The following is a 16,655-nucleotide window of genomic DNA, read 5'->3' on the forward strand; positions in this document are numbered from 1 at the left end:
ACAAACTTTGATATTCAGATAGCGCAAACAACTATTGTGTTTATACAGTATTTACTCATAAGTATCCGTTATAGAATGGAAGCTTATGAAACTATTGGAGGTCTATTTAAAGACCTCAAGCAAGATTATATTGAAAACAAATTGAACGTTAGATTATTAGCTGTAGTAGCCTTAATACTTGATGTTTTGGAAAAACTAGTAGAGTCTATTGATATTCATGATATTACAACTAAAATAATTGATAATATTGAATCTTTTGGACTTTTATCCAATAATTATCACTTTAAATATCAGGCTACTACGTGAAAGTAAATTGGTGCGAAACTTGAGTTAGTATTAAAAGAACAAGGGTTTATTATAGATATAATATCAAGTGGTGCAAATCCTATATATGTAATTAAATATCAGGATAATTATCGCTCAATAATAGGTTTTTCTAAACGTTTTGATTCACCATTCAACCCAAAAAGTGATTATGTTGCGGTGATGACTTGTTCTCAGGCAGATGAGGGATGTCCTTATATTGCAGGTGCTAATCTGCGTTTACCTATTATGTATGAAGATCCAAAAATATCAGATGGAACTGAAGAACAAATGAAGGTATATAGAGATAGAAGTTTAGAGATAGGCGCAGAGATGTTTTATGTAATGTCTCAAATTAAAAAATAAGAGGTATGCAAGTAAGAATGAAATTTTTAGACAGATATCTTACGCTTTGGATTTTCATTGCGATGATCTTAGGTGTTACTGTTGGTTATCTGTATCCAGGTATTCAAGAGGCTATGGAAGTAGTTTCTATAGGAAGTACTAATATGCCTTTAGCGATTGGGTTAATCGTTATGATGTATCCTCCCTTAGCTAAAGTTGATTATAGTTTGTTGCCAAAAGCGTTTAAAGACAAAAGGGCTTTGTCAGCCTCTTTATTGCTCAACTGGGTAGTAGGACCTATACTTATGTTTGTATTAGCGATAATCTTTCTTAGAGAGCATCCTGACTATATGATAGGAGTGATCTTAATAGGGGTAGCACGCTGCATAGCCATGGTTTTAGTATGGAATGACCTGGCCAAAGGCAATAAAGAATATGCAGCTATGCTCGTGGCATTAAATAGTGTATTTCAAATTCTGTTTTACAGTGTGTATGTATGGTTATTTGTCAGCGTATTGCCAGCCAAGTTAGGTTTTGCCTCTTATGATGTCAAGATAGAGATGACAGAGGTGTTACAGAGTGTTTTGATCTATTTAGGAATACCTTTCTTAGCAGGTTTTCTAAGTCATAAATATCTAATTAAATATAAAGGGCAAGAATGGTACAACCGCAAGTTTATTCCATTTATCTCACCATTTACACTATATGCTTTGTTGTTTACTATCTTTTTGATGTTCTCGTTTAAGGGACAACAAATTGTAGAGTTACCAATGGAAGTAGTAAGAGTAGGAGTGCCCTTAGTTATTTACTTCGCCTTGATGTTTGTGGTTAGTTTCTTTATGAATTATAGAATGAAGTTGCCTTATGATCACAATGCTGCTATATCGTTTACTGCTGCAGGGAACAACTTTGAGTTGGCGATAGCCATTGCTATTGCTGTGTTTGGGATACATTCTCCTCAGGCTTTTGTGGGGGTAATAGGGCCATTAGTAGAAGTCCCAGTATTAATAGGTTTGGTGAGATTAAGTTTGTATTGGAAGAAGAAATATTATAAAGAATAGGTTATTTATAAGTGAGAAGACTGTTGTGACGACAGTCTTTTTTTGTTGGGGTAGATATTTATGTTTTTCAAAAAAAGTACACTGTTTTTTTTATTTTTAGACAAATTATGAGCTTTTTAAAGAGGTAAAGTAGGCCTTAATTGTTACTTTTTTTATGAAATAAGCTTAAATCAACACTTTTAGAGGGTATAGATAAAAAAAGTGAATAACTTTTTTTAAAGTAATTTTTTATTAAGTAATTGATTTTTAATGTTTTATTTGTTTTTAGGCCATTTTACATTCTAATGCAGTATGCTCTCTATCCCTTATAAAATAAAGAATTCATACTAGTTTGCTGGACAGTTCTTGGACAATACGCCGTATTTAGTGGGCAAGAGAGGCTGTTTGTCGAATAATTGACCTTTTATTGATATTGTATTGTCCTATAAGGGAGAATGCCTGTTACTTTTTAAATAGCCGATAGATATTTAGAAGGATGAAGTGATTTAGATATTTCACTTTAGCATAGAGTAAATAGATACACGCTTAATAATAGAAAATATAAGGAGCTTTGATTTATAGAAGTGTTTTGAGGTATTGTGTGTATTATGAAAAAATCGTATTCTTTTTTTTTATGTATCTTGGAGTATTATAAAAACATAGAACTATAGTATGAAGAATGTTTATTTATTGTTATTTGTTTGTTTTACAGTATTTCATACTGTTGCTCAAGAGAAGGCACCATTAATAACAGGTAAAGTTAATATCTCAATAAAAGAAGGAACCTTCGATTGTGACCTAACTTTGTCAGATATACCTGCTATAAAGAACTATTATATTCGTCTAAATTCAGGAATGAATCCTTTGCATTTTAGAAGTAAAGAGCCTAATGATTTTCTGATTTATGCTAATAAATCATTTCAAGATTCTACTTCAACAGGAGAATCATTAGCGTATTATTTTAGAAGTAATACTAAAACTAGTAAGTTTATACCTAAATCTTTACAAATTCGATATGTGGGGAAATTTCCTGTAGCTACTGATACTATTGCTAATTATAGTAGAGTAGATTGGAAAGGTAATATAGCATTTAATCAAAATTCACTTAGAGTAGATGGAAATCAATCTGCATGGTATCCAGTTTTGTATGATATTGATAAAGATTTTACATATGAAAAGGTACGATACGATATTGAGTTAGTATGCAATGATTGTACAACGCTTTATATCAATGGAAATATACCAGTGCAAGGAAAGTTTCATCGTTTTAAAAGTGCTGTACCACAAGAATTAGCTCTCTTTATAGGAGATTATAAATATTCGAAGTTTGATAAGACTTATGTGTTAAACCCAGATATTGATGATAGTAAACTTAAAGAGTTTGGTGATTTAATAGAGTCCTTTAAAAGTTATTATACATCTAAGTTAAATATCCCATTCGATCAAGCTACTGTTTTTATTAATACAACTCCTACATCTAAGAATAATGCTTGGATGTTTGTAACATACCCTAGTATTTATACGATTGGTTGGGGAGATAATGGGCTGAAGAGTTTGTTTAATCCTAAGATTCAGGATTGGTATAGACCCTTTATGGCACATGAGTTAGGACACTATTATTTTGGTACTTATAAAGTGTTTAATTCTGAGTTGGGAGATATGATGAGTGAAGGATTTGCTGAATATTTATCCTTACAATTAACGAAGGAGTTATTAGGTAAGGATAGTTATCAAAAGAATATGACTAAAAAGATTAATGATTTACAACAGTTTAAGGAAGAGGTGATTCCTTTTGGGGCAGTAAAGTCTCAGAAGGATTACTTAAATAGGGAACTATATGTTTATTATTATGCACCATTAATGTTTGAAGCGGTCCAAAAAGAAATTGGAGATAAGCAAATGTGGAAATGGCTAGCAACTATTCTTAAGACAGAAACTACTTTTACTAACTACGAATTTTTATGTAATACATTAAAGGAAACAATTAAGGATGACAAAAAGTTTGCAGAGATAAAGTCGAAGTATTTTGAAAGTAATAGATCTGTTGATAATGCTGTAGAAAAAATTAATGGAAAATAAATGTTTCCTATTGTACTTGATTTAAGCTATTAAGAAAGAATACCTATAGCCTATACTTATTATACGAATACTGTTTAAATAATATTGTTTACCGACAAATTGAATATCTTGAGTGAATAGAAAATATTATTTTTAACCCTTTAACCAAACAATAAGTAAAAGGTAATGGATGCAAAAAAAGATTATATAGAAGTAAATAAGAAAACTTGGAATGAGAAGGTGGCTTTACACGTGGATTCTGAGTTCTATAATATGAAAGATTTCTTAGCAGGAGAGACTTCTCTGAATGAGATCGAATTAAACTTGTTAGGTGATATTAAAGGCAAGAAAATATTGCACTTGCAGTGTCATTTTGGGCAAGATACACTATCGTTGGCAAGAATGGGAGCTGAGGTTACAGGAGTAGATTTATCAGATAAAGCTGTAGAAAAAGGACGCGAATTAGCAGAGCAATTAGGCTTAAATGCTCGATTTATTTGTAGTGATGTGTATAAATTACCAGAGGTGTTAGAGGAGCAGTTTGATATTGTCTATACTAGTTATGGGGTTATTGGATGGTTGCCAGATATGAATAAATGGGCTGAGGTAGTTTCTAAGTTTGTCAAACCAGGAGGTAAGTTTGTTTTTGTAGAGTTCCACCCTTTTGTATGGATGTATGATTATGATTTTACTAAGGTAGATTACTCTTACTTTAATGTGGAGGATATCGTAGAGACAGAAAGTGGAACCTATGCAGACAGAAGTGCAGATGTACAGTTAAAGAGTGTTAGCTGGAATCATAGTATTGCTGAGGTGGTACAGAGTTTAGTAGATCATCAATTGCAAATAAAGACTTTCGAAGAGCATAATTATTCTCCTTATTCTTGTTTTAATCATGTAGTAGAGATAGCTCCTAAGAAGTTTCAGATAGCTCCTTTTGGTGATAAAGTGCCATTGGTCTATGCTATAGTAGCGAGTAAATAAGAGGTTGTTTAGTAGTTTGCAGTTTTATTTTTGTTGAGATTGATAAGGATTAGTAAATTTGTAGTTCTGAATAAGCGGTGTGTTTCTGCTTATATAACTTCATTTAGAGAAGAGTGTAGGTGCTACTACAGTTATTACTTCTCAGTTTTCCTAAGGTTACAAGTATCAAGTTATTAATCAAACTGTAAACAAATGAGTGTACCACCATTTTATATATTTACAGGTGGACCCGGTAGTGGTAAAACCACCTTATTAGCTGCTTTAGAAGATAGAGGGTATCAAGTGATTCCTGAAGTAGGAAGAGCAATTATACAGAGAGAACAGATTGTTTTAGATAGTGAAGTATTGCCTTGGAAGAATAAACAAATGTTTTATGAGGCGATGCTGAATACTTCTATTCAAGATTATCAATACTGTTCTAAAGAAAAGATAGTGCTTTGGGATAGAGGTATTATAGATAGCATTGGTTATGCGACTTTAGAAGATCTAATTATTAGTGAACAGCATATAAAAGTCTCCAAAGAGTTAAGCTATCAAGAGATTGTGTTTATGCTTCCACCTTGGCAAGAAATATACACACAAGACAAAGAGCGCAAACAGGATATGGCTGTAGCTATACAGACCTATGAAGTAATGAAAAATACGTACCAGCAAATGGGGTATACGTTAGTAGAAGTGCCTAAAGGTACCGTAGAAGAGCGTGTAGAATTTGTAGTTGAGGTATTAAATAAGAGTGAATATGAAAGAAATAATAGAAACAGATAGAGTGGTTATTCGTCCTATAGAAGAGGGAGATGTAGAGGGAATGTATATTTTGGATAGCGATAGTCGCGTACAGGAGTTTTTAGGTAAACATCCTATAGGTAGTAAAGAAGAAGCTCTAAATATGATTCGATTTATCAGAAAACAATACGAGGATTTTGGTATTGGGCGTTGGGCAGTGATAGAGAAAGATACTAATACTTTTATAGGTTGGACGGGGTTGAAGTATATAGGAAATGGAGAGAATGGTGTGAAAGAGTATTTAGATTTAGGATACCGATTTATATATGATGCTTGGGGTAAAGGGTATGCAACCGAAACTGCAAAGGCTTGTTTAACCTATGCAGAGAAGCATCTGACAGAATTGCCTATACATGCTATTTCAGAAGTCGGGAATGAAGGTTCTAAACATGTACTAGAAAAAGTAGGTTTTGAGGCAGTTAGTACGTTTTTATATGAGAATGTACCACATTTTTGGTATATTCGAGTAAAGAAGTAAAAACGCTATAAAGAAGGATGCTATGAATATGTTAATCAGATTATTCGAGCAATATGGGTATTTATCACCAATGTGCAAAGAGGCATTGGAGAAGAATACTCAAATATTTCATAAGAGAAAGGGAGAGTATCTATTAAAGAAAGGGCAACTTTCGGGGAGTCTCTATGTTTTAGAAGAAGGTTTTGTGCGAGGTTTTTACATGCATAATGACCAAGAGATAGATGTATGGTTTGCTTTTGAGCAGACTATAATGGGGTCTACTTATCAGATGTATAAGAGTAAGGCTTCTCTTGAGTTTATACAGTGTATGGAAGATTGTGTAGTACATGCTATTCCCAATCAGGTATTGTTTCGATTCTTTAAAGAATATCCAGAGCTTAATCTAATATCTAGACGTTCTACAGAAGACTATTGTCTTCAATTAGAAGATAGAGCTTTTCAGCTGCAAACGATGTCTGCTACTGAGCGATATCACAGACTCTTAAAAGACTTAGGAAGTGATGTAAACAGAATACCGCTAGGTAATGTAGCTTCTTATCTTGGGATCTCTCAAGAGACATTAAGTAGAATCAGACGAATTTGACATATATCAAAAAAGTAGCCCTCTAATGAGGGCTATTTTTGTGCTGTAAACTAAATGATATATGAAGAATTTTATGTTTTTAGCAGTAGCTATCGTTTGTGAAGTAATAGGAACAAGTGCTTTAAAAGCATCAGAGCAATTTTCTAAGTTATGGCCTAGTGTATTGACTGTAGTGATGTATGCAGCTGCTTTTTACTGTCTGAGTCAAACATTGCGCACTATTCCAGTAGGCATAGCTTATGCAATATGGTCTGGAGTAGGAATTGTTTTAGTAACTTTGATTGCTATAGTTTTATATAACCAAAAGCCTGATGTACCTGCTATCTTAGGCTTAGGATTGATTATAGCTGGGGTGGTGGTTATTAATGTGTTCTCTAAGATGAGTGCTCACTAAGCGTTAAAAGCTTTCAAAAATATGATGAGTAATATTGACTTTAGAAATTTAAATTATTTACTTGATGGAAATCAGATACAACAACGCATTTTTACTGTTTTAAAGCAGTATAAGGTAATGGAATTATTGGATCGTTATGATCCCGTACTTATTGGTACCTTTCCGATAGATATAGCTATAGAAGGAAGTGATTTAGATATCGCTTGTTGTTATAAAGATAAAGCGGAGTTTGTTTCCACTGTTCATACTGCTTTTGGAAAAGAGGTAGGTTTTGAATTAGCTGAGGTAACAATTGGTGGAATTGACACTGTGGTAGTCAATTTTGATGTAGTTGAGTTTCCTATAGAGTTATTTGCACAAGCTATACCTGTCATTGAACAAAATGGCTATAGACATATGCTTATAGAATATGCCATATTAAAAGATAAAGGAGAAGCTTTTAGACAAGAAATAGTAAAGTTGAAAAAAGCAGGAGTGAAAACAGAGCCTGCTTTTGTACAACTTTTAGGACTAGACGGTAACCCTTATGATAGTTTATTAAATTATAGTATAAGACATTCTTAATGTCTATAATCCCATTTTGCCTTGTATCCAAAAAGGCTGAGTGATTATATTATTAGCTGATACTCCTTTAGCGCGTAATGCCTTTCTAAACTTCTGAATACTCTTGCCATTTCCCATTAGATAGAATTGCCCGTGAATTAGTTTATTCCAGCGATATGTGTCTATAGATTCTAAGTAATCTACAGCAGGATACATCTCTCTGTCTTCAGACTTCTGTATGTATTCCATATAGGGTAGGTGTTCATTTGCGTATAGTAAAGCGTCCTTGTCTATTTCAAGTAATCCTTCTAGTTTGTGATTGTTCTTTTTCATCATCTCTTGCAGTGCTTTACAAAAACCAATACAGGTATCATCACCATAGAAGAAGTGATAGTAAGTGTTCTCATCATATACATTTAATCCTCTTGGCAAACTAGTAGTTAGCTTTGCTCCAATAGTGAGTTGTTTAAAATATGCTGTAGCTGGGCCTTTAGATTTTTGATGAAAGATTACATCAAAGTAACCTTCTGCTACATTAAATGTACTCGGTGTATAATTACGGTACTCTGTATCTGATATTTGCATTAAAACGGTTTGACCTACTTCATACTTAGCATTTGATAAATCACCAGTAAAACGTATTCTCAGTAACTCATTAGTCAATTGTTCTTTTTCTGTTACAGTTACTGTGATAAACATTCTGCTCCAAGCTGTTTTTACTATTGTACCTATTAGTTTTGGAATCTTTGGCATATCTTTCTTTTTTTAGGTTTTAAGCAAATGTCTCTAAAAAGGTAGAGGTAGAAGTAAAACTTTAGTAGGAGAAGATTGGATAAAAAGAGGTAGGTCTTTTAAACCCAGATTCCGCATTAGCCCAATACTATGAGTCAATTCTACTTTATATCTCTATCACTTTTTCTAAAACCATACTATAGTATGCTTTTTTCATAAGTTCAGAGCTATTTTGTATAATAAACTCTCGTTAATTGGTCTATCGCACAATCTGGGTTAAAGAGGAATAGGTAGTGGGAAGTGATGAAGGAGAAATAGATTAAAATAAAAAGAGCTTAATTCGTAATGTAGAATTAAGCTCTTACAGTATCTCTAAATTGTAGAGGAGTCTGATAGGTTAGTTTTTTGAACATACGCGAGAAATAGGTATGATCTTCGAAGCCTAAATTAAAGGCTATTTCTTTAACTGGTTTATTCGTATAGTACAATAAACGCTTTGCCTCATCTAATATTGATTTCTTTAACCAGTAACTTACTGTTTGCCCTGTTGTTTTCTTTACACAATCATTTAAGTGCGCTGTAGTAATGCTTAACTCATTAGCAAAATAAGAAGGTAGGTTCAGATGTGTCTGATGTGTAATTAAGCGTTTAAAATTGCTTGTTATTACAGCAGGTTGTGACTGAGTTCCTAAATCTTTTACTGATTGATTATGCGTGGTCTGAGAACAGATACTATATAATGCCGTAGAGAATAGACCATTAATAATTTGTGTTTTGTGTTGGCTATCAGTAGCGATATACTTTTTCATTAATTCGAATGTAGTCGCTAGCATTTCCATCTCCTCTTCGCTAATAGATAGTAGTTGTTGGCTTTCTGGTAATGTATATAATAAATCATTAATATCGTTAGGTATTCTGAAGTCTTGGATACCTAAGAAGTAACCTTTAAAATCATTACTGATATGTCTTACACTGTGTATCTGATAAGGCTTAACGATTAGTATATTGTTTCGCTGAGCAATGAATTTCTCCATTTCACAATCCATTAATAGCTCCCCATCTGTTACAATAGAAATTACATAGTAGTCGTCTCTATGGGTGTGATCTATAATAGACTTTCTAACACTAGTATGTATGTGATCTTTTACATAAATACCACCAAATGCTTTAGGAGATTGGCTATAAGTGATAATGTCATTAGTATGAGTCATTTTATTGTTATTTAATAGACTACAAATATAGTATAATTATTTAGAATCTATTTAAATAAAGAATAGGTACTTTTGAATGGACGTATAAAACAAAGCGAAATCTACACTTTAAACAATGAAAAAAGGGCATAAACTCGTTAGAGTTTATGCCCTTTATAAATATTATTACTAGCTATTAGTTAGCAGCATTTACGATAGCTACGAAGTCATCAGCTACTAGCGCAGCTCCACCGATAAGACCTCCGTCAACATCAGGTTTAGAGAAAATCTCTTGAGCATTGCTTGGCTTAACACTTCCTCCATAAAGGATAGAAGTATTCTCAGCTACTGACTTGTCGTATTTTCTGTCAATCTCTTGACGGATAAATGCGTGTATCTCTTGAGCTTGCTCAGGAGAAGCAGTCATACCTGTACCGATAGCCCATACTGGTTCGTATGCGATAACGATATTGCTCCATTGTTCTTTAGTTAAATGGAATAATCCGTCTCTTAATTGATTAAAGATAACGTTTAAGAACTGTTTGTTCTCTCTGTCTTTTAGTTCTTCACCAATACAGTAGATCACACGTATATTATGACGTAATGCAGTGTTTACTTTATCAGCTAAGATAGCATCAGTCTCATGGAAGAAGTGTCTTCTCTCAGAGTGTCCAATGATTACAGTTTCTACTCCAATGCTAGTAAGCATTTGTGCAGATATTTCACCTGTAAAAGCTCCACCTTCAGCTTGGTGCATATTTTGAGCAGCTACTTGCACGTTAGTGCCTTCTAAATGTGCTACAGCACTAGCTAAGTTTACAAAAGTTGGAGCAACAATTACTTCAACTTCTTTTCCTGAAGGTAATTTTTCAATTAACTCGTCTAATAGAGTGTGCGTTTCTGAATATGTTTTATGCATTTTCCAGTTACCCGCAACGATTGAATGTCTCATATTATTGAATTTTTTTAAGTAAGTCTTTTATTTGGTCGAAGTTCTTTTCAGTAGCATTGTACAATGCTATTTTCCCTTCTTTATCTACTACTATATAACGAGGAATCCAGTTTAGATCAAGAGACTTACCGAAGTCACCTTTCATTCCTTTTCCTTCTTTAGAGTAGTATTGTAGTCCTTCTATTCCGTATTTTTCGATAGCTTCTTTCCACGCTTCTTCAGTTTTGTCTAAAGAAAGGTTTACAAAAACTACATTAGAGAACTCTTTTTTAATCTCTTTCATCGTAGGTACAGCTTTGATACAGTCAGGACACCAAGCAGCCCACACATCTATTACTACAGCTTTTCCTTTTTGTTGTTCTAAGATTTGTTGTAGGGTGATAGATTTACCATCTAATTCTGCGAACTCTTGTTCTAAAGCTCTTTGAGCAAAAACAGTAGTATCTTTAGCTTGTTCTTCAACAGCTGGAGTAGTGTTTACTTCTTCAGGAAGTGTAGTAGATACTTCTTCTGTTGTAGTTTCGGCTTTTTTATTACAAGCTGCAAAAGTCATTGCAAATACAGCTAAGGCTAAGAATATTTTTTTCATTGTTTTGTTGAATAAGTGTTTAATTTAACTTGATTCTAGGATCTAAATAAGCATATATCAAATCTACTAAAATAGTAATGATTACGAAAGAAGAAGAGATAATAAGTACAGCTCCCATAATAACAGGTAGGTCTAATGTATTTAAAGCATCTACAATCTCTTTACCCAAACCGTTCCACCCAAAGATATACTCCACAAATACAGCACCAGCAAGCATTGAAGCAAACCAACCTGATAAAGCAGTTACGACTGGATTTAATGAGTTCTTTAAAGCGTGCTTATAGATAATCTGAGCAGTACTAAGACCTTTTGCTTTAGCTGTACGAATATAGTCTTGATTTAAGACTTCTAAGAGTGTATTTCTCATTAACTGAATTACTACAGCTAGTGGACGAATACCTAAAACTACAGCAGGTAGAATAGCATTCTTAAGCATCAAATGTCTTCCTTCTCCGAAGTCATCTACTTCGTATAAACTTCCAGTCATAGGAAGCCCTGTATAGTTGTGTAATAGGTAACCGAATATCCAAGCAAATAAGATAGCACTAAAGAAAGAAGGAATACTCATTCCGAAAGTACTAATGATAGCGATGGTCTTATCAAGCCATGTATTTTTAAACAAGGCTGATATAATCCCTAGAAAGACTCCAATAAATAGCGCAATACCAATAGCTAATATAGCTAAAAGCACAGTATTAGGTAGTGTCTCTGAGAGTATAGTACTCACTTTTTTACCACTTTTTTGGAAGCTCTCTCGCAAGTAAGGAGCTTTAAGCATTACACTGTAATTACTTGTGCTAAATAGCACAGCTCCTGAATATTTCTGATCTGTATTATAACTGTAATCACCTTCAGTAGCACTGTGTACAGAGATAGGAGATAAGTCGTTTAGGTATAGTAAATACTGTCTTCCTTTTGGTTGGTCAAAGCCATACTTCTTTTTGATAGCTAATAATTGTTCTGAGTTTTCGTTCTGGTCAAGCATCATCCTTGCAGGGTCGCCAGGGAGAATATTAAACAAAAAGAACACAACAGTCACTACACCAAATAAAGTGAAGAAAGCATATAATAGTTTCTTTAAAAAATAACTAAGCAAGGGGTTATAAGGCTTATTTTAAGTTAACTTGTTCTCTGTCGTTCCAGTGTTTTTTATCTACGATAACACCATTTTCTATCACTACAATACTAGGGTTACCACGCTCAATAGTTTTTAGAGTAGTACCATCACAAGTATAGTAATCAAAAGGAAGTTTATACTGTTTAACTACTTTATCAATTAAGTCTTGGTTAGAAGCAGTCATACCTGCTACTACATATCCCTTAACAATAGCTTTATTAGCAAAGTCCTTCATAGCTTCAAGTCCTTTCTCATCAGCGCGGGTTAAGTCATAAGAGATAAGCATTACTAACTTAGGCTCTGTTAACATCATAGGCAAGTGATCAAAACCATCTTTATCCATAGTTAAGTCGTGAATAGGAGGTTGGTATCCTTCAGAGATTAGTTTCTCTTCTCTACGTAAGTATTTAGCACCTTCAGGTAGTTTCGTTAACTCTTTATCAGAGAACTTGCGTTCTTCACCATTTACGTCATAGTAGAATGTAATCTGATAAACTGCCTTAGGAGCATCTTCTGGTATTTCCATTCCTTTAGCGATATCAGTACCTACTTTATACACTCTAAAGTCTTTTAGAGGTAAGTGATTTAATACCCAGTATCCCATAAAACCACACAGTAAAAGTGAAGCTAATACGATAATACCGTTTACTTTAGAAGGGAATATAGGTTTGATTACTTGATTGTACTTCATAATAATCACTATCAATATCAATAAGACAATGTCTTTAGTGAAAGATCCCCAAGGTGTCAATGGTACTGCATCTCCAAAACATCCACAGTCTGTCACTTTATTAAAGAAAGCAGAGTAAAATGTAAGGAATGTAAAGAACACAATCATTAAGAATAATAGCATCAATGTAAGCTTTCTCATATATCCTAATAACAAGGTTACCCCTAGTATTACTTCAGCAATAACTAACGTAACTGCTATACCTACTGCATAAGGAGCAAAGAAAGGAAGATTAAGAACTGCTTCTGAAAAATATTCTTCAAGTTTATAAGAGAACCCCATAGGGTCATTTAGTTTTACTAAACCTGATAGGATAAATAGTACCCCAACGAATATTCTAGATAATTGTGCAATTATTTTCATAGTACTTTGATTGAGTTAGAATGGTGATTTATTGGTTTGGTAAATCTAAGTGTATCAATGCGAATACAGAATAGTTTAGCATATCTTGATAGTTAGCTGCTATTCCTTCAGATACAATAGTTTTACCTTTATTGTCTTCGATTTGTTTAACGCGAAGTAATTTTTGAATGATTAAATCAGTAAGAGAGCTTACACGCATATCACGCCAAGCCTCACCATAATCGTGGTTTTTGTCTTCCATTAGCTGTTTTGTTTCAGCTACCTTTTTATCGTAAAGAGCAGTTGCTTCTTCATTAGATAAATCAGGATAAGTAGATACTCCAATCTCTAGACTGATTAGAGCCATTACGCAGTAATTAATAATCCCAATAAACTCAGGAACTTCTCCTTCGTCAACTTTGCGAACCTCGTTTTCTTGAAGACCTCTAAGGCGTAGTGCTTTAATATATATTTGATCTGTAAATGAAGTCATTCTAAGTATGCGCCAAGCACATCCATAGTCTCTCATTTTATTTGTATATAAATCTCTGCATATCGCAATTACTTGGTCAAATTGAGTAGAAGTCGTATTCATTTGGATTATATTTGTGTAATATTTTTTCAAAAATACTAATAATACTTCCTCTTTGAAAGAGGCTAAAGTATTTTAGATGCTTTTAATTATATAAAACTACATAAAAAAGTAACGCATTCTACACAATGACAATAAATTGTAAGGGAGAATTAATTGATTTAAGTACTCCAAAAATAATGGGAATATTGAATATTACACCTAATTCCTTTTTCGATGGAGGGAAGTATAAGACTGATAATGCCTTTTTGAGTCATGCAGAGCAGATGATAATAGACGGAGCAGACTTTATAGATGTAGGAGCTTATTCGAGTAAACCAAGTGCAGAATTTGTAAGTGAACAAGAAGAAATAGAACGCATAGTACCTATCATAGAGTTATTGCAAAAAGAGTTTCCCAAGACTCATTTGTCTATTGATACTTTTAGAGCAGGTGTAGCCAGAGCTACAGTAGAAGCTGGAGCGTCTATTATTAATGATATCGCAGCAGGACATTTAGACCCTGAGATGTTACCAACAATAGGAGAGTTACAAGTACCTTATATCATGATGCACATGAGAGGTAACCCTCAGACTATGCAGTCTATGACACAGTATACAGACTTAGTTAAAGAGATGAATATATATTTCTCAGAACGAGTAGCAAAAGCAAGAGAGTACAAGATAAACGATATTGTATTAGATCCAGGTTTTGGGTTTGCGAAGACCTTAGAACAGAATTATGAACTAATGAGTAAAATGGAGTTGTTCTCTTCTTTTGAATTGCCTATTTTAGTAGGAATATCTAGAAAGTCGATGATATATAAGTTATTTGATATCACACCTCAAGAAGCATTAAATGGTACAACAGTATTGAATACAATTGCTCTGCAGAAAGGAGCTCATATTCTAAGAGTACACGATGTGAAAGAGGCTGTACAAACAAGAGAAATAATAAAACAATTGAGTATATGAAAAAAGTATTATTATTAATACCTGCTATTGTACTATTAGCAAGTTGTAATAAAAAAGAAATGCAGTTAACCCGTGCAGCTTTCACTGTAGAAGAAGGAATTGATGATCATTCACCTATTTACTTTGAAACAGGAGAAGACGGTAAAGCATTAAATATAAACGATGCTAACAGAATAGCTGGAACGAATTATATCGTGTCAATACAACGTGACCTTAATGTAAAAGAAGTTCTTCAAGAAGTAAAACGCATCAAAGACCATAAGTACGCAGAAGACAATATGCATAGAGATGAGAAAGGTGTGTATTTTAGTTATGCAGATACACTTAATAAGCATTTATCTGTATTCCCTATTAAAGGTCTAGACTATGCATTTGTAGGCCCAACTTCTTTAGAGAAGGTAGTCTATGTAAAAGATGCTAATAACTTCTTAGTAGAAGGACAAGCTGTAGCTAAAGATCAATTACTAGAGGCTATTAAAGATAAAGATAGCCTACAGTTAGGTATTAATAAAGACTTGCCTTTTGAAGTATATTTACAGACACGTATCTTCTTAGTAGAGAAAGAAGTAAAAGACAAGTTCTTAACAACAGATTTAGTATACTAAATCACTGTAGCCTAATGGCTACTCGTGATGATATGGTTCATTCTTAAGAATAGTGAACCCTCTATAAATCTGTTCGATAATAAATAAGCGAATCATCTGATGGGAAAATGTCATTCTAGATAGTGATATTTTCCCTTTCGCATTTTTATACACATCATCTGAGAACCCATAAGGCCCTCCGATAACGAATACTAAGGTTTTAATACCAGAGTTCATCTTCTTTTGTAATTCGTCAGCAAACCCCATACTAGTAAACTCTTTCCCTTTATCATCTAATAAGATCAACTGATCAGTAGGTCCTATTTTAGATAAGATAAGTTCACCTTCCTTTTGTTTTTGCTGTGCTTCAGACATATTTTTAGCATTCTTGATATCAGGAATTACTTCCAAGTCAAACTTAATGTAAAACGACAAACGCTTCATGTATTCATCCATAAGAGTTTGTAGAGGTTTACTATCTGTTTTTCCGATTGCAAGTAATTTGATATTCATCTGTCTGATTTATTTTTTGCAAAAGTAGTTTTTTTCTGTAAAACTTACATAATTGTATTAGAATAGGTGCATCAGTAAGTCATAAAGCTGGATGGCTAGTTTAGTAATAAATGAAATCATAGTAAGGTAAGGTTTGTTAGGTTAGTTGGTGTCTTTGTATTGAGTTATGTATTTCTTTACGCATAAATGGTATAAACATAAAAAGAGATATATAAGTCCATAATAGTAATAAGGTTAATATACAGGATAAAAACAACACACCTGCAATAGGTTCTAAACGTTTTGATATACCACTGATTATGTTGAATAAAGGAGCAATAAGAAGTAAAGGTGGTCCACCTAACGCCATAGTAGCCACTTTTGTTAAATACCATTTTTTTTGACTCTTTTTGTTTATTTTTTTTAATTCAAATCTCCATTTTAAACCTATTACAATAAAGGATAATAAGCACAGAATAATAGTGGAAACAAAAAGGGGTAATGCTAACTCTGGAAGAGTTACTCCAATAGCAAAACAAACTAAGAATATCGCAAGTGAAATAACTATTTTGGGTATTGTAAAGAAGCTTAATAAGACTCTGTACATCTGTTTTAAATAACTATTAGTAGCTAAACCTATTTTATTATCTACCACATCACTAAACCCAAATACCCCAAACTTCTTAAATTCTCTATCCAGTGCTATCTCAAAGGTAATGGTCGAGTCTTCTACCCACTGAGCCTCTATACCATTAGCCAGGTGATCTACTAGTTCTAGTTCGATGTCATAATATTCTACATAGTGCTTCTTGACGAAGGTATGTAATGTCTGTATTTGATCAGTTGATAATGTTTTCATAGTTAGATAGGT

Annotated in this window: 19 protein-coding genes and 2 pseudogenes; 12 read left to right on the top strand and 9 right to left on the bottom strand. The window is 33.3% G+C overall.

All coding sequences use genetic code 11. From position 1 onward, the window contains the following. The 10 genes and pseudogenes from BMX53_RS14375 to BMX53_RS14420 all read left to right on the top strand — a co-directional run. Window positions 1-306: pseudogene (locus tag BMX53_RS14375) on the top strand (IS4 family transposase); the annotation flags it as partial. A 27-nt stretch (window positions 307-333) separates the two neighbouring features. Next, window positions 334-669 (top strand): annotated as a pseudogene (locus BMX53_RS19295) (protein-tyrosine-phosphatase); the annotation flags it as partial. 5 nt (window positions 670-674) lie between these two features. After that, a complete protein-coding gene (arsB, locus tag BMX53_RS14385; protein ID WP_074747147.1) occupies window positions 675-1,709 on the top strand; it encodes an ACR3 family arsenite efflux transporter in 1,035 nt (344 codons plus the stop codon). Window positions 1,710-2,360: 651 nt separating this feature from the next. After that, a complete protein-coding gene (locus tag BMX53_RS14390; protein WP_074747149.1) occupies window positions 2,361-3,767 on the top strand; it encodes a gluzincin family metallopeptidase in 1,407 nt (468 codons plus the stop codon). Between the two features lie 165 nt (window positions 3,768-3,932). Further along, complete coding sequence (locus tag BMX53_RS14395) at window positions 3,933-4,730, top strand: class I SAM-dependent methyltransferase (protein ID WP_074747151.1); 798 nt, start codon at window positions 3,933-3,935, stop codon at window positions 4,728-4,730. A gap of 192 nt (window positions 4,731-4,922) precedes the next feature. Continuing rightward, window positions 4,923-5,495, top strand: coding sequence for an AAA family ATPase (locus BMX53_RS14400; RefSeq protein ID WP_074747153.1), 573 nt, complete (start codon window positions 4,923-4,925; stop codon window positions 5,493-5,495). Continuing rightward, window positions 5,470-5,991 (top strand): GNAT family N-acetyltransferase, encoded by a 522-nt coding sequence (locus BMX53_RS14405; protein ID WP_074747155.1) that lies wholly within the window; start codon window positions 5,470-5,472, stop codon window positions 5,989-5,991. The genes BMX53_RS14400 and BMX53_RS14405 overlap by 26 nt, the downstream gene beginning before the upstream one ends. A gap of 22 nt (window positions 5,992-6,013) precedes the next feature. Continuing rightward, window positions 6,014-6,574 carry a Crp/Fnr family transcriptional regulator gene (locus tag BMX53_RS14410; protein ID WP_063175521.1) on the top strand — a complete coding sequence of 187 codons (561 nt, stop codon included), beginning with the start codon at window positions 6,014-6,016 and terminating at the stop codon, window positions 6,572-6,574. A gap of 61 nt (window positions 6,575-6,635) precedes the next feature. Further along, on the top strand, window positions 6,636-6,968 hold the full coding sequence (locus tag BMX53_RS14415) for a DMT family transporter (protein WP_038987469.1): 333 nt from the start codon (window positions 6,636-6,638) through the stop codon (window positions 6,966-6,968). Between the two features lie 21 nt (window positions 6,969-6,989). Next, entirely contained in the window at window positions 6,990-7,532 is a 543-nt protein-coding gene (locus BMX53_RS14420; RefSeq protein ID WP_244154523.1) for a DUF4269 domain-containing protein, read from the top strand. Window positions 7,533-7,535: 3 nt separating this feature from the next. Here the strand turns inward: BMX53_RS14420 and BMX53_RS14425 are convergent, their stop codons facing one another. From BMX53_RS14425 to BMX53_RS14455, 7 genes are all read right to left on the bottom strand, one after another. Beyond that, complete coding sequence (locus BMX53_RS14425) at window positions 7,536-8,264, bottom strand: FAD-binding oxidoreductase (protein WP_074747159.1); 729 nt, start codon at window positions 8,262-8,264, stop codon at window positions 7,536-7,538. Between the two features lie 332 nt (window positions 8,265-8,596). Beyond that, window positions 8,597-9,454 (bottom strand): AraC family transcriptional regulator, encoded by an 858-nt coding sequence (locus BMX53_RS14430; RefSeq protein ID WP_074747161.1) that lies wholly within the window; start codon window positions 9,452-9,454, stop codon window positions 8,597-8,599. A gap of 175 nt (window positions 9,455-9,629) precedes the next feature. Continuing rightward, window positions 9,630-10,385 carry a triose-phosphate isomerase gene (gene tpiA / locus BMX53_RS14435; protein ID WP_074747163.1) on the bottom strand — a complete coding sequence of 252 codons (756 nt, stop codon included), beginning with the start codon at window positions 10,383-10,385 and terminating at the stop codon, window positions 9,630-9,632. Between the two features lies 1 nt (window position 10,386). Continuing rightward, window positions 10,387-10,974 (bottom strand): TlpA disulfide reductase family protein, encoded by a 588-nt coding sequence (locus BMX53_RS14440; RefSeq protein ID WP_074747165.1) that lies wholly within the window; start codon window positions 10,972-10,974, stop codon window positions 10,387-10,389. 19 nt (window positions 10,975-10,993) lie between these two features. After that, a complete protein-coding gene (locus BMX53_RS14445) occupies window positions 10,994-12,070 on the bottom strand; it encodes an ABC transporter permease (protein WP_074747167.1) in 1,077 nt (358 codons plus the stop codon). Window positions 12,071-12,083: 13 nt separating this feature from the next. Then, entirely contained in the window at window positions 12,084-13,184 is a 1,101-nt protein-coding gene (locus BMX53_RS14450; RefSeq protein ID WP_074747169.1) for a BT_3928 family protein, read from the bottom strand. 28 nt (window positions 13,185-13,212) lie between these two features. Then, the gene (locus BMX53_RS14455; protein ID WP_038987476.1) at window positions 13,213-13,758 is read right to left on the bottom strand and encodes a DUF1599 domain-containing protein; all 546 of its coding nucleotides are present in this window, start codon (window positions 13,756-13,758) and stop codon (window positions 13,213-13,215) included. A gap of 125 nt (window positions 13,759-13,883) precedes the next feature. Here BMX53_RS14455 and folP point away from each other — a divergent pair, with 125 nt between their 5' ends. Both folP and BMX53_RS14465 read left to right on the top strand, forming a co-directional pair. Continuing rightward, on the top strand, window positions 13,884-14,708 hold the full coding sequence (gene folP / locus BMX53_RS14460) for a dihydropteroate synthase (protein WP_074747171.1): 825 nt from the start codon (window positions 13,884-13,886) through the stop codon (window positions 14,706-14,708). Next, the gene (locus tag BMX53_RS14465; protein WP_074747172.1) at window positions 14,705-15,313 is read left to right on the top strand and encodes a hypothetical protein; all 609 of its coding nucleotides are present in this window, start codon (window positions 14,705-14,707) and stop codon (window positions 15,311-15,313) included. The genes folP and BMX53_RS14465 overlap by 4 nt, the downstream gene beginning before the upstream one ends. Window positions 15,314-15,331: 18 nt before the next feature. Here the strand turns inward: BMX53_RS14465 and rlmH are convergent, their stop codons facing one another. Together rlmH and BMX53_RS14475 are read right to left on the bottom strand one after the other, a co-directional pair. Next, window positions 15,332-15,805: a 23S rRNA (pseudouridine(1915)-N(3))-methyltransferase RlmH gene (gene rlmH / locus BMX53_RS14470; protein ID WP_038987479.1), complete on the bottom strand. Its 474-nt coding sequence runs from the start codon at window positions 15,803-15,805 to the stop codon at window positions 15,332-15,334. Window positions 15,806-15,941: 136 nt separating this feature from the next. Beyond that, window positions 15,942-16,643, bottom strand: a complete 702-nt coding sequence (locus BMX53_RS14475; RefSeq protein ID WP_074747174.1) for a hypothetical protein — start codon at window positions 16,641-16,643, stop codon at window positions 15,942-15,944. Window positions 16,644-16,655 lie beyond the last annotated feature (12 nt).

The sequence above is a fragment of the Myroides marinus genome, from assembly GCF_900109075.1.
Classification (GTDB): domain Bacteria; phylum Bacteroidota; class Bacteroidia; order Flavobacteriales; family Flavobacteriaceae; genus Flavobacterium; species Flavobacterium marinum_A.